The sequence below is a fragment of the Acidaminococcus sp. AM05-11 genome, assembly GCF_003472805.1.
GTDB classification, from domain to species: domain Bacteria; phylum Bacillota; class Negativicutes; order Acidaminococcales; family Acidaminococcaceae; genus Acidaminococcus; species Acidaminococcus hominis.
In genome coordinates, this window is the sequence record NZ_QRMX01000017.1 from 1 (window position 1) to 15,129 (window position 15,129).

The window sequence follows — 15,129 nt, forward strand, 5'->3', positions numbered from 1 at the left end:
GATGTCACCGAAGGTGACAGAGAGTGGATTCCCCAGGCCAGCACACTTCAGGTCCATTGACCGCACTACTTACAGTCGTCTTGTCAACGTCGCATTCACTGCCACGCCCCGCTGCTTGCCTGCCCAGCCCATCAGGCGCACATCGCCGCCCCAGGGGGTTTCTTTGGTAGGCTCAGCCTTCCAGCCCAGTTCCAGCAGTGCGCTGGAGCCCTTGCTGTCCGGAGATGCCGTGGCAAAGGTTTTGTACGTAGCCCGGGCCGTGCTGTCGAACTCGTAATCCCAGGCCAGCCCTGCGTAGTAGGACTGGTTCTGCCAGTAGTTGTGGGTCCACCGTGCCCCCAGCCGGGTCCGGTAGGAATCCACCGCATCCAGGTTGTAGATGCCTGTGCCCTGACTGCTGTGGACCGCAACCTGGTCGCTGCCCAAATGGGTGTAGTAGAAGCGGCCATATACATCTACGCTGTTCTTGTCGTCGGTTTTGTAGAGCCGCCCTGCACCCAGGGTCGCTGCTGCATACCGGGAATTGGTGTCATACGTTGCATAGTGCCCTGCGATTACGCCCCGGAAGTCACCGTCCAGGGTGCCTACCCGCAGGTTACCCTGGTAGTACACCCCGTTATCCAGGTCACGCCGCAGGAGCAGCCCTACGCCGCCGTAGTGCTGGTCCCCGTCGCCTCGGGCACCGTTGTCCAGGTGCGCCGCATAGCTGCTCTTGCCATATTCCGCAAAGGGAATGATGGTATCCGTAGAGTTGGCATTCTTCACCTGCCGTACCAGCCCCAGATTCCCTGCATACCCGTTGGTATCCACATAGGATCCAGTATCGATGGTCAGGTGGTTGGCCCCCATGACTGCGTAGGGCGTAAAGCTGCCCTTTTCCTCGTCCTGGGTCTTGCCCGCTGCCGAAACCGCCGCCGTGTAGGCGCTGTCCATGGCCACATCGGAGCCGTTGCCGATGGTGCGCACCGCAGCCACCCGCTGTTCAGGGATCAGCTTGGTGTCCGGGTTCAAGGTCGGCACGCTGTCCGCAGGAATCCCAACCACAACCTTGTTGTTATCCTCTGCCCAGATGCTTACCTTGTTTTGCACGAAACCAGCGTCCGTGACCACATCTCTGCCCGGGATCATGCTCAGGGTTGTCCCTGCAGCAGGAACCCCCTGGGCATTCGTAATCAGATTGATTACCTGCCCCTTGCCGAGCTTGGCAGCGTCATCTACCCCGGCCTGGACCACAGCACCGCTTACGTCCGCCGTGCCCGTTACCAGCAGCATGGTATCTCCAGCCACTGCATTTCCCGGCACGTTGAAGTTCAGCGCTTGGAAGCTGCCCACGTTGGCCACGCTGTTGCCTACAGTGTATACATTCAGGGTATTACCTTTGCTCTCTACAGAACTGACGCCGCCGTACAGGCCTACGTCACTGCCTACCAGAGTTCCATACAGGTTCACAATGTTGTCATTAGCCGCGCCGGACTGGGACTCGCCGCCCGTGATATTTCCCGTGACGGTGCCGCCATAGTAGTTGACGGTGTTGCCCGAAGCATTGCCGCTGTTGTACGTAGTAGTCGTCGTGGTGGTGGTCGTGTCTTCTTCCAAAGCAGCCACGCTCATGACTGTTGCTTCTGTCATGATGATTTCGGAATCATCGCCAGAGTCATCGGAATCATCTTCTGTTTCCGTTACGTCCGCTGCGTAGCCACCCCAGACATTGCCGATGGTGCCGCCCGTGATCGTCACCGTATTTCCTGTGGCTGTGATAACGGCAGCGGGGCTGGTCAGCAGTGAAGCATATGGGCTGCTTCCCATGCTGGCAGTATCCACTCCCAGGGCCGCGGCATCTTCTTCACTCAGGGTACCTGCTGCGCCGCCATAGACGGAGGCTGCACTGCCGCCCGTAACGTTCACCGTATTGTCCGACGCTGTTCCTGTCAGGGTATAGCCGCCTAAGAGAACCTCGGCCTTGCTGTCAGAGAGGAGGACGCTGTTTTTCGAAACCGTTCCCATTTCAGAAAGACCGCCGGCTGCCAGGGCTGCTGCAGAGTCAGCATTGAGAGAGACCATATTCTGGCTGGTCGTCCCCTGCGTGGTAAAGCCGCCGATCACTACGCCTTCCACGGTACTTCCCTTAAGCGTCACAATGTTTTTGCTGGCTGTTTCATTGGCTGAAATAGTGAGAGCGGAGAAATCAAAGCCTGACTCCCCGTCGCTAGCGTCTTCTATTGAGACAGCAGCGCTGCCGCCCATTACATCCCCGGAAACGGTGCTGTCTGTCAGGGTTACCGTATTGCCGCTGGCTGTGGCAGAAACGGTCAGCTTACCCGACGGAGCTGCTAAAGCCTCGGTCTCTTCTTCACTGCCTGTCAATTTCGGCATGATCATCAGGTATTCAGAAGCAACGCCGCCTTCGACCATTTCTGCTGTGCTGCGCGTCAGGGAAACTGTATTTTGATTGGATATAACGGCAGCTTCATAAGCAAGATTCGTCGTATCGGAAGACAGGAAATCCCTTCCATCATTTATTACATAACCGCCAGCCACATCGATGGTTGGTCCCTCCGAGCCGCTGGAGACTGAGTTCGTCACTACGGAATCTGTCAGTGTCACCTTGTTTCCACTGGCACTTGTGGAGACAGTCCCGTCTGCCAGGGTTACAGGCACTGGGCTCATGGACCATGTGAGTACGCTGCCGCCAATGACGCCCGGCATGCTTGAAGAACGTATCATCTGACTATTGATTGTCACATGATCGAGGGCTACGGTATTATTATCCGCATTGCCGTTTTGGGTAGTTCCGCCATTTACACCTTCCCCAACCAGTTCCAGATTCGTCGTGACCGTATCATTTCCTGTGAGAGCCGCCCCGGTAATGGAGACCTGGTTGCCGCTGGCATCGCCATAGTTCGTCCAGCCGCCATACACGCTGCCATAGTAGCCCAGCTGCGTTGTATCGGAATAGGTAATAGATACCTCATTGCCATTCGTATGATACGGAACAGCGGCTGTACCGCCGACGGCATAACCACCATAGACATAGGGCGAGAAAACATATCCGGTTATATCCGCATCAGTTTCATTCCCCGCAGGTTCTTCAATGAGTACCTGATTGTAGCTGGCGCCGCCTGTGGTATCCGCCGTGCTGGTGGACGCCGTTTGGCTGGTCTCCGCAAGGCTTTCCGTCGCATAGGTGATATAGGAATTGTTGCTGGAAGAAACCCCGGCATAGCCGCCATACACGTTTGAACTTGTTTGCGTACCTTTCAGGATGACGCTGTTATGGTTGGCGTTGTTGATATAGACCGCATCGACTGAAGAAGAGGCGGCAGCGAAGGAAGTGAGGACTATGTCACTTTCGCTGGTACTTGCAACGTTTGTAGGGGGGCGCAGAATTGTGCTGCTGGAAGCGCTTCCTGCCAGGCCGCCGTAGATAGCCCCGGAAACGGTGCTGTTTGTCATTTCCACTTTGTTGCCGCTGGCCATCAGGGTGATGGTAGGCGAAGCATCTTCCAGAGAAGACAGATACGAGGTGGGAGCGCTGGTTTGGCCGCCGTAGATAGCCCCGGAAACGGTGCTGTTTGTCATTTCCACTTTGTTGCCGCTGGCCATCAAGGAAATGGTGGGTGAAGCACCTTCCAGAAAATACAGATCAAAGGCAGAAACGCCGGCATAGCCGCCGTAGACATCGCCTCCGATTTCCCCCGCTGACTCGCTCGTGCTTCCGATTGCACTGTCTGCAATCGTTACGGTGTTGTCATTGGCGCTGATGGACATGGCGGAGGTTCCTGTACTGGTATCCGCAGTATCTCCTGTCGCGACAGCCAAAAGACTGGTCAAATAGGTAGTGCCGCCGGAATTACTGGAAGCGCTTCCTGCCAGGCCGCCGAAGACACCGCCATCGATTGTGCTGCCCATAATCGTTACAATGTTGCCGCTGGCACTGGTGGCTATGGAATCTGCTTCTGTGCTGGTATCCGTTTCCGTGCTTTCGTCTACGGGAGCAACCACAAGGCTCGTAAACGCAGCTGCAGCAGCTACTTGACCGCCGCCTGAAGGGGCACTCCCCGCCTGGCCGCCGTAGACGGTGCCCGAGGAAGCGATCGTATCCAGTGTGACCGTATTGCCATCGGCATTGCCGGACCCGGTTTCCCCGCCGGTAATATCGCTGCGCACAGAGGTCAGGTACGTTGTTTCATCATCTTGCGTAACCTTTGTCCCTGTAATTTTCACCGTATTATCATTGGCATCGCCGTAATCCGTATAACCGCCGGTAACAGTAGAGACGCCATACTCCGCCTCCGCAGTATTGGAAATCTCCACGGTATTGCTGTTGGCATTAAGGGCCGGTGCACTACTAAAGCCCGACACATAGCCGCCATAGACCCCGGTACCGGAAGCGGACGTATCCGTCAGCTTGACCGTATTATGATTGGCCCCGGCAACAGCATCCACAGAAGCAGAAGTATCGCCATAGTATAGCATATAGCCGCCGTAGATATCCGAATTCTGGGCAGTACTATTCGACAGCGTTACTGTATTGCCGGAAGCGTTGGCACTAAAAGCCGGCGTACTCGTCGAAGTAGCCGCCTCGCTAGCTGCCAAAGCAGATTCCTCAGTCAATACATCAGTCGATACCGCATCGTATTCCTCATAGCCGCCGTAAATGCTGCTCTCGACAGCAGTACTATTAGTCAGCGTTACCGTATTGCCGGAAGCGCTGGCGGAGGAGCTTCCTGTGGCCACGAGACCGCCGTAAACTTCCCCATTGGCAACGCTGTTTGTCAATGAAACGGTATTTCCCGAAGCATTGACGCCAGAGGTAGTGTTAGACTCAACAAGGCCGCCGTAGATATCATCGCTGGCAAAGACTTGGGTCAGGGAAACCGTATTGGCGCTGGCATTACCGTAGGCTGCATTCCCGCCGTAAATCGTTCCTTCTACATCGATGGAAGGCAGCGTATTCGTGGGATTGCTTGCATCTCTCACAATCCCATTCCCTGTGAGAGTAACCTCATTGTTTTCTGCACTGCCTGACTCACTATTCCCGCCATAAATATTACCAGAAACGGTGAGCAGATTGTCCGTGTCTGTGGCAGTAGAAGTCAGGGATACCACGTTGCCATTGGCATTTCCTGTGGAACGCCCGCCGGTGATGTCTGCATAGGCTGCTTCCGTAGAGGCCGAAATCGTGACACGGTTGTTCGATGCGCTGTAAGCACTGGCACCGTCGCTGGGCTCTGTCAATGCCCGTGACTCGCCGCCCGTAACGGACTGGTTTTCCGTACTACTGGTAAGATCCGTCAAGGTCACCACATTATTGTCTGCAGCAGACGCTCCGCTCACCCCGCCTGTAATATCCAAGCTGTTGCCGTCAGGCACACTCAGGAAAGCCCCTGACAGCGTGACCTGGTTGTCCGATGCAGCGCCATTCATAGACGCACCGCCTGCAACACCCGCATAGCTGCTGGAAAACGTGACACTGGCTCCATCTGTTACGGAAAGCGTATTGTTCGATGCGTCTCCAGCCTCTGTCGTATAAGCGCCAGCCAAGATACCGGACGTTTTGCTGCCTCCGCTGACAGTCTCCCCTGCCAAAGTGACGGCTGTCCCTTCTCCGCTGATGGAAACGGTATTGCCGCTGGTGGAATTCGTGTACGTATTGCCGTACAGGCTTGTTAATGTCGTATCCGTCAGCGTCTGCTGCGTGCCACCGGTAGTTCCTACCGTAATCCCTGTAGGCGTTGCCGCCGTTTCCGCAAATACTGGAGCCGCATAAAGCCCCATGCCCAAAATACTGGACAAAATAATACTGGATAAAAGTCTCTCCTTTTTTAACATCATATTCTTCTCCCCATTGAAATTCATAGAAATCCGATTTTCGCCTCAACTTGTTCTTGTATGAAGTACAAATAAACTATGGATGCAGTCAATTTGCAAATACAAAAATTGTATTTGTTGTATAAACAGTGATAATTATATAGTATAACTACAAAATTGTCTATAGATTTTATAGGAATAATGAAACGTTAAATACTAAAATGCTATATTTATTAAAAAAGATACATTCTTTTTAAACCGGAGCACCCTGAGAATCTCTGTACCTTTCCCAATTCCCCTCTTTCTTATTTTTTCTAGCCCATTCTGAAAACCTACAGAACCCCTAAACTACCGTACTAGCCAGAACCCCACTCCCCCACTTTCCCCGCCAACCACTCCAGCACGCTTGTGAGAGCCAATTTTGCCAGCTGACCGATCGGTCTATACTCTGTGGACATTGGCTAAAAAATAACGGAGCACATGAAGGCCGTGAAAAAGAAAATGGATGCTGACGAAAGAAGGCGGATGGGCACATATAGGATTCCGTTCTTATTGTTCTTTATCGCCGTATCCTAATAAACTTCCTCAGTCAGCCCTACGTGCTGACAGCCCCTTCAACGCTTTGCGGCCGCATCCATACAGCCCACAAGTTTTCCCATGGATGTTTGGTCAATAAGGCCCATGCGATAGCTGCCTGCAAATCAAGTCCGAGGACGCAGCTGCGCAGCTAGCAGCGAACCGCTCAGGGGCCGGTCTTAGACCCATACTATTCATGTGCAAAACGGGTTTTGAGATAAAATTTAGGTATATAAATACCTGCACCACCCTTCTCTTTCACTTGACCAGTAGAGGCCTGGAACGCTTCCTGCAAACGTTGCGTTCGCGTCCAAACAGCGCTACAGTTTTTCCAAAAGCTGTTTGGTATACGCGAGCCATGCGACAGCCGTCCGGGAATCAAACCCGTAGGGTGCCGATGACCGGAATACGGCGAACCGCTCAGGAAGTGTCGCCGCAGGCGACGATAGAAGTTTCATTATTTCACACCACCGGATGAAGTTTACCTCAGCCTTTGCGGCCCCCGGCCGCTTGCCTTCCCGCAACAACACTCGTCTCCTCCATTTCGCCGTGTAAACGGCTGAAATGGGGGAGATGCGCCTATTCCAAAGCCATTAGAGGTGCAGAGGGGGCACGGAACTGCGGGAAGGTGCCTGACGTTAGGAAGGCGGATAGGGCTAAAGGGCAAATTGCTTTTCTTATCGTTGCCCTGAAATACCAATGTCAGTTTGCTAGGGTCCTCTGTTTTGAAACCCCATCCTTGCTTCGCCCAAGTACAAAATCGGGACCGGGATGGGGTTCCTATCCAAATTGCCGCGGAGCGGATATATATTCTAAAAAACACCTCCACAGTTTCGCAGAAACTGTGGAACGTCCTCCTTTTTCTTCAACACTGTCTGTAATTGCCTCACCCGCACCCCCGATTTCACGCAAAAAAGCAGGTCTCCAGAAGTTTCGTACTTCCGGAGACCTGCTTTTTACTTTCTTTCACATTTACAGTCGTCTTGTCAACGTCGCATTCACTGCCACGCCCCGCTGCTTGCCTGCCCAGCCCATCAGGCGCACATCGCCGCCCCAGGGGTTAGCTTTGGTAGGCTCAGCCTTCCAGCCCAGTTCCAGCAGAGCGCTGGAACCCTTGCTGTCCGGAGATGCCGTAGCAAAGGTGCTGTACGTGGCCCGGGCTGTGCTGTCGAACTCGTAATCCCAGGCCAACCCTGCGTAGTAGGACTGGTTCTGCCAGTAGTTGTGGGTCCACCGTGCCCCCAGCCGGGTCCGGTAGGAATCCACCGCATCCAGGTTGTAGGCACCTATGCCCTGACTGCTGTGGAGCTTAACCTGATCGCTGCCCAAATGGGTGTAGTAGAACCGGCCGTACACATCTACGCTGTTTCTGTCATCGGTCTTGTAGATCCGCCCTGCGCCCAGGGTTGCTGCTGCGTACCGGGCATCGGTATCATACGTTGCATAGTGCCCTGCGATTACACCCCGGAAGTCACCGTCCATGGTGCCCACCCGCAGGTTGCCCTGGTAGTACACCCCGTTATCCAGGTCACGCCGCAGGAGCAGCCCTACGCCGCCGTAGTGCTGGTCGCCGTCGCCCCGGGCACCGTTGTCCAGGTGCGCCGCATAGCTGCTCTTGCCGTATTCCGCAAAAGGAATGATGGTATCCGTAGAATTGGCGTTCCTCACCTGCCGTACCAGCCCCAGGTTCCCTGCATACCCATTGGTATCCACGTAAGAACCGGTGTCGATGGTCAGGTGGTTGGCCCCCAGGACTGCGTAGGGCGTAAAGCTGCCCTTTTCTTCGTCCTGGATTTTGCCCGCTGCCCCAAAGGCCGAAACCGCCGCCGTATAGGCGCTGTCCATAGCCACATCGGAGCCGTTGCCGATGGTGCGCACCGCAGCTACCCGCTGTTCAGGGATCAATTTGGTGTCCGGGTTCAGGCTCGGCACGCTATCGGCAGGAATCCCAACCACAACCTTGTTGTTATCCTCTGCCCAGATGCTTACCTTGTTTTGTACGAAACCAGCGTCCGTGACCACATCTTTGCCCGGGACCATGCTCAGGGTTGTCCCTGCAGCAGGTACCCCCTGGGCATTCGTAATCAGATTGATTACTTGCCCCTTGCCGAGCTTGGCAGCGTCATCTACCCCGGCCTGGACCACAGCACCGCTTACATCCGCCGTGCCCGTTACCAGCAGCATGGTATCTCCAGCCACTGCATTTCCCGGTACGTTGAAGTTCAGCGTCTGGAAGCTGCCCACGTTGGCCACGCTGTTGCCCACGGTGTATACATTCAGGGTATTGCCCTTGCTCTCTACAGAACTGACACCGCCGTACAGACCTACGTCACTGCCCACCAGAGTTCCATACAGGTTCACGATATTATTGTTGGCTGCCCCGGACTGGGATTCACCGCCGATGATATTTCCCGTGACGGTGCCGCCATAGTAGTTGACGGTGTTGCCCGAAGCGTCGCCGCTCTTAAAGGTAGTGGTTTCGTAGGGCAGATTGACGATTTCTGCATCACTCGCTGCAAGTACTTCCACGGCATTTTCTGCTTCAGCGTCAAGCGTTTCTTCACTCGTAGACGTGGGCACAGGAATTTCCACATCCTTGGCGTAGCCGCCCCAGACAGAGCCCACCGTACCGCCGCTAATGGTGACAGTATTTTGGCTGGCTGTAAGATTGGCATTTTCCGGCAGAAGCTGCGCAAGAGTTGCGGTTGATAAACCAAAAGTTGCTCCTTCGGAAAAGATCAAGTCTGTACCCAACTGCTGCAGCGCAGAGGCATTGGCGTTGAGGCCCGCTGTGCCGCCATAGACCGTTGTAGCTTCGCTGTCAGAGAGGAGAACGCTGTTGTTGTCAGCCTGGCCCTGATACAGCACAGAACCGCCAATGACAGCGCCTGCTTTTGAGCCCTGCTGGAGGGTTACTTTATTTTCCACGGCTGAGCCTAGGGCAGTTATACCGCCAGCGATGCTGTGACCAGCAGTGGTTCCGGACAGGCTGACCTGGTTTTGGTTTGCCGTAGCAGTGCTGGACGGGTGCACCAGGTTTTGTAATGAAGTGGTGCCGGAGGATGCATCAACGTTCACTATGGACAGGGCGTAGCCGCCTAGGACGCTGCTCTCAACCTTGCTGTCGCGCAGCACCACCTGATTCCCGTTAGCCTCAGCCCGGGTATTCACCGTGATTTTTTCAGGAAGCGTTCCTCCTGCTGTTTCATATGCAGTCAGAGTCGCAGCGCTAGGCACATACATTGCATGCTGGCTCTGGGCATAGCCGCCCAGGACCAGCCCGGCAGTGCTGCCTTCCAGATATACCTGGTTGTCATTGGCCGTCGCGGTTTCTGTATACCCTATAGTTTGCGGTGAGCTGCTAAGTGAAGAACCTATTGCAGAGGTTATGAGATTGATGTTGGCGTAGCCGCCATAGACAGAGCCGCCGCGCCGTATGTAATCAATGGTACTGGTACTGCTGCCGTCTAAAGAAATATTGATTCCCGTCTGCGGAACGCTCACGCTGGCGGCTGCAGATTGGAGCAGTGTCACGTGATTGCGGCTGGCGTCCAGGGTAATCGTAGTGTCACTGCTGCCTTTTGCTTCATTTGCCGCATCGTTTGCTTGGTCCACTGCTTCCTCGCCATCCACAGAGTCTAACTGCACATCCAGCAGGGAGGAGCTATCCGTTGCTGCAATTTCATCAATTTTCTGACTAGTTTCATCTTTCGTCGCTGCTTTCACTACGTAGGGGCTGTTCGTAGGCGATATACTTGAATCGAGAGTCCCTGATGTATCCCAATTAGCAAAGCCGCCATAGACATTGCCGCCGTAGACAATGGCAGAAACACTGCTGTCCACATCTACACCCTGGGCGGACAGGTCTTCACTGGAAAAGCTTTTACCGGCAACGGTACTATTCTTCAGCCATACGCTATTGTCGCTGACGCTTCCTGTCCGGGAGGTTGTCCGTGCGACAGTGGAATCCACCGCAGACGGAGAAAAGGGCCCACTGCTGGCCAAGGACGTGTTCAAAAGCTCTGTATTGCCGGTGGTCTGGTCTGCGGACAACGCATTCATTTCCACCTCGTATTCCGGATAAACCCTCACATCAGAAATGGCATTACCCATAAAACCGCCGTACACCTGGCCGCCTGGGAGCGTTGTCTGATCCAGGGATACCTGGTTGGCTTTCACGTCCACGTTTAGAACCACATCGCTGCTCCCCGTTATATGTATAGTAGGAGTCGTCTGCTCTTGAACCTCTGCCATACTTATAGTGCTGTTATCAGTCACTATATAAGAATTTCCCGTATTGAAATGTACACTGCCGCCGTAGACATCGCCAGCTACGCTCAAATACGTATAAAAAACATTATTTACCGCACTGAGGGTGCTGCCTACGGTGCTCTGGCTCAGCTGCACTATATTTTGGCTGGCGCTCAGGCCTACCTTCTTAGACAAAGCTTCAGCATAGTAGGTATCTGTGGCAGTCAGCATAGACGCATTGAGGCTATACGCTGCATTTGTAATGCTGCTGGGAGTAGAAGAACTATAGGCTGTGGCGTCGACCAAGCCACCATAGATGCTGCCTGCGGCTGCAGCCCCTTGTTCCAGCAGGACCTGGTTTCGGTCCGCACTGCCTGTCACAGTGGCATTTTCTTCAACCTTCGAAAATTGACTAACAGGTATAAGGCTGGGCATTTCTGTTGTGGTTAGATAGGTTTCTACTTTGCCGCCATACACGTTGCCGCCGTGGGTAATGGTTTCACTGCTGGAGCTTGTCAACTTACTTGTATCTATAGAAACATTCTTGACAGCTCCGGCGCGCAGCTGCACCGTATTGTCATCGGCGTGCTGATTTATATTACTTGTTTCTGTGAGCTTCGGCATAGCCGTAGTGTCCGTAGCTGCAGCCAAGCTCCCTGCAAACAGCGCATTGTCACCCAAGACGGCCATCTGCAGCACTGTGCTGTTCGAGCCAATCACATCCGGTGCGCCAATCAGGCCGCCGTACACATCCCCTTCCACGTTGGAACGAACCAGCGTGACCGCATTGTGCGATGCCGCCTGGTCCTCCTGAGATGTCATTACTTCATCGGGTACCGCAGTGCTTGCCTCAGCAAGCAAAGACGCTTCCGGTAAATTATTGGTTCCATTGGTGGCCAAAACGCTCATATAGCTCGTAGACGGATAGGGGGAATAGATTGATGTGGAAGAAATTCCCGAAGTATCGATGACACTGCCGCCAATGACATCACCGGCTGCAATCAAAACGCTTCGACTGCTAAGACCATAGGGGTAGGAGATTTCCATCACTGCCGGGGCTGCCTTTACGTTGGTATCGGTAAGCTGCACCGTATTGCCATTGGCCTCACTAGCCGTTTTTGTAGTGAACTTCAGCTGTGCCTCTGCCGCAGCCGTATTTTCTTCACTAACCATGGAGGTCACCAGGAAATCTGTGTCCTGTGCTGCAATTAGGGAATTGGCCGATGCCGCCGTTTGCTCTTCTTCTTCAGCAGCAAGCTTTACTGTTGCTGAAGGTCCCACCGTACCACCATAGATACTGCCGGTGATAGCCGCCTTTTCGGCCCCTACCTGGTTGCTGTCTGCCTGCTGCGTCTGGTTCCTATTAGAGCCTCCTATCAATCCTATTCCCACTGTGCTGTTCGCTGCAGCACCGCCATAGACATTGCCCGTTACGGTCACAGAAGGCTCTAACTGCACGATATTCGTATTGGCCTGCTGGGTTATAGCTACCGCACTGGTGGTCGGGAAACTACCGTACGGTAAGACTTCCTCCAGTATAGAGGACATGGGCAATGCTGCTAGGCCAGTACTATTCACCACGCCGCCGCCTATATTGCCGCTTATACTGGAAACTCCGCCTATGCTGACCGTATTATTGTTTGTGCTTTGCGTGAGGTGGGCTGTCAGGTCAACCTCTGCCTCATCTGCATCCGCTTCCTCCTCTTCCTCTGCAGCCTGTTCGGTCACCAATGACGTTGGAAGGCTAGTATCCATCACTACTATATTACTCTGACTGTAATTACCGGAATCGATAATAACATTCGGGTCTTCGTCCAGGAGGCCGCCATAGACGTCAGCTGTATTTGCCGAAGTTACGCTTACCGTATTGTAATCTGCACTGACGGCCCCGTTAACAGCCACCCCTGTCAGCGCGTCTGAATCATCTTTTGTCAACGCTACAGCATTACCCGTGAGTAAGGGGGTGCCCACAGCAAGACCGCCGGCCACAAGACCCGATGTTTCTGCCACAGAAAGGGTAACGCTGTTAGCGTTGGCACTGCCTTCCTCAGTCATGCCGCCGACGACGCTTCCAGAGACCCACAAATTAGGGCTAGTTTCGTCCCCTAGTGTAATCACCTGGCCGGCCAGGGATACCTTGTTTGCATTGGCATCACCATAGGTGGTATAGCCACCTGTCACAGCAAGATACCGCCCGAGCACAATCGCCCCGCCCTCAGTCTGCGGCGTATGGGTCAGGGTAACCTGATTGCGGCTGGCACTTAGCGGCGCTGATACTGTGCCGTCCACCTCTACATAGCCGCCGAATACAGCAGTTCCTTGTCCCAACTTGTCCGGATCATAGGTATCGTCCAGGCCAGTCGTCTGTTTGATGGTGACGGTATTGCTGTTGGCTCCGGCTGCTGTATCTAGCGTATTCGCAGCCGTATTGGCTGCCAAAGCGGTATTAGCCAAAGCAGCCACCTGATCGGTCGTTGGAATTCCGGACGTACTGGACGACTCGGAATCATCTATCGTAAGGGAGACATAGCCGCCGTAAATTGATGGGGAATCATCGAGTATTATTTGGGCTGCTCTGAGATTTTCCACACTTACCGTATTATTATTGGCACTCACGTCAAGCTGCGGCAAGGCCGTAGTGGTGCCGGTGCTTTCCGCAGAGGAACTTTCGCCCGTAAGAGAACCCACCTCCAGGGTCATATAGTCCTCGGACAAGCTGTTGCTTTGAACCAGATTGCCCGCCAACAAGTCCGCCACATTGACCGTCGTTGTTTCAATGTTATCATCAGTTGGCAGTGCTGCCTCGCTTCCTTCTGTTCCATACGTAACAGCGCCGCCGTAGACAGTGACAACGTCGGCATTTGTTAGGGATACGTGATTGTTATAGGCATTGCCGGAGTTGGTTTTACCGCCATAGACAGTGACAACGTCGGCATTTGTCAAGGTTACGTGGTTGTCATGGGCGTTGCCGGAATCCGTCTGGCCGCCTGCAACAAAAGTATCATCATTATATCCAGCGAAAATGTTGTTGTAGCCATAATCACCATTATCGTTTTCCGGAATATACACCCCAGTAAGTTTGACTGTGTTGCCGCTGGCCTCGCCTGCAGCTGTATAACCGCCCACTACGGAGCCCATGAATACATCATCCTTACGGTCATTTCTAGTAATAGTCACCGTATTGCCATTGGCAGAAAGAGGCGTGTCCTGCGTGCTGCCAGTTACGTAGCCGCCATAGATAGAGCTATGCTCATAAGTTACTTTAATATCTTGATTATAAGTTTGATATTCACCCTCATTCAACATAGCCGTATTGGTAATGGTAACGGTATTGTTGTTGGCCCCCGTTGCAGCAGTGCCAGAGCCAGTAGAATTCAAGTAACCGCCGGCCGTAAACGAGCCCAGCGGATTCTCCGAGGTCAGGCCGGAAATGGTCAAGGCGTTGTAGCTGGTCTGGTTGGTATAGGTAGTGCCATACAGCGGATCCGGAATCTTGTCCGTTGACGACAGTGTTTCTACGGTTGTTGCCTGTGTTGCATCTGCCGGATCAATTTTACCCACCGTAATCCCAGCCGCCGTCTCCGCAAATGCCGGAGCCGTATAAAACCCCATGCCCAAAATACTGGACAAAATAATACTGGTTAAAATCCTTTGCCTTTTCATAATATCCCCCTATATAATCCCAAAAATACCCCTACAAGAAACTTCAGCAACTACTTTCTTGTTGATTGTAAATCTACAATAGAATAAATCAGATAATTTTCCAACTAAAAATTGCGCTTAGTTTGAAGCTGTGTAAAGTCCTATACCCAAAAACTGTTGGCTAAACTGCTTTCTCTTTTCCTGCTATTCCCCCTTATAACCGCCAAAACAACCCTGCAAGAAACTTTAGCAATCACTCGTTTGTTGATTGCGAACCTACACTAGAATAAATCAGATAATTTCACGACTGAAAATTGTACTTAGTCCAGAGCCGCATAAAGCCCCATACCCAAAATACTTCTGACAAAACTGCTTCTTCTTTTCCTGTTATTCCCCCTTATAACCCCAAAAACAACCCTGTAAGAAATTGCAGCAAATCACTTGTTTGTTACTTGATGACAAACAATAAAATAAATCAGACAACTTTTTCAGTAAAAAATTGTACTTATTTTATTAACTATAAAGATTATATAATACAATTATAAAATTGTCCATAATTGTTATATGCTCAACGAAATATTAAACCTTGTAATGATGGTTTTTATTAAAAACGAAACATTATTTTCTTTGTATAAATCTTACGTTTTCCACACTGCCCTGCACTAACATATAATTAGAAGAAATCCCCTGCGATCCACAAAAAATCGCTATTGCAGCAGCCCTCAGCCCGTTAAATTTCCCCTTCCCCAGCCTTCACTCCTGCCCCACCCCGGTCCTTGGATTCTCGGATTGGCCGTCCCTCCCCTTCCTGATAGGCGGGGAGGGCATGGGGTAGTGCTGACCGGTACT

At 52.9% G+C, this 15,129-nt stretch carries 2 protein-coding genes; both read right to left on the reverse strand.

What is annotated here, in order from left to right; all coding sequences use genetic code 11:
• Positions 1-69: 69 nt before the first annotated feature.
• A complete protein-coding gene (locus DW089_RS08315) occupies positions 70-5,796 on the reverse strand; it encodes a hypothetical protein (RefSeq protein WP_158572347.1) in 5,727 nt (1,908 codons plus the stop codon).
• A gap of 1,563 nt (positions 5,797-7,359) precedes the next feature.
• On the reverse strand, positions 7,360-14,301 hold the full coding sequence (locus DW089_RS08325) for a hypothetical protein (protein ID WP_118287087.1): 6,942 nt from the start codon (positions 14,299-14,301) through the stop codon (positions 7,360-7,362).
• Between the last annotated feature and the right edge of the window lie 828 nt (positions 14,302-15,129).

What these genes read in the sequence shown, in the direction of transcription:
- DW089_RS08325 (WP_118287087.1), bottom strand. Translation starts at nt 14,301, where the DNA reads ATGAAAAGGCAAAGGATTTTAACCAGTATTATTTTGTCCAGTATTTTG.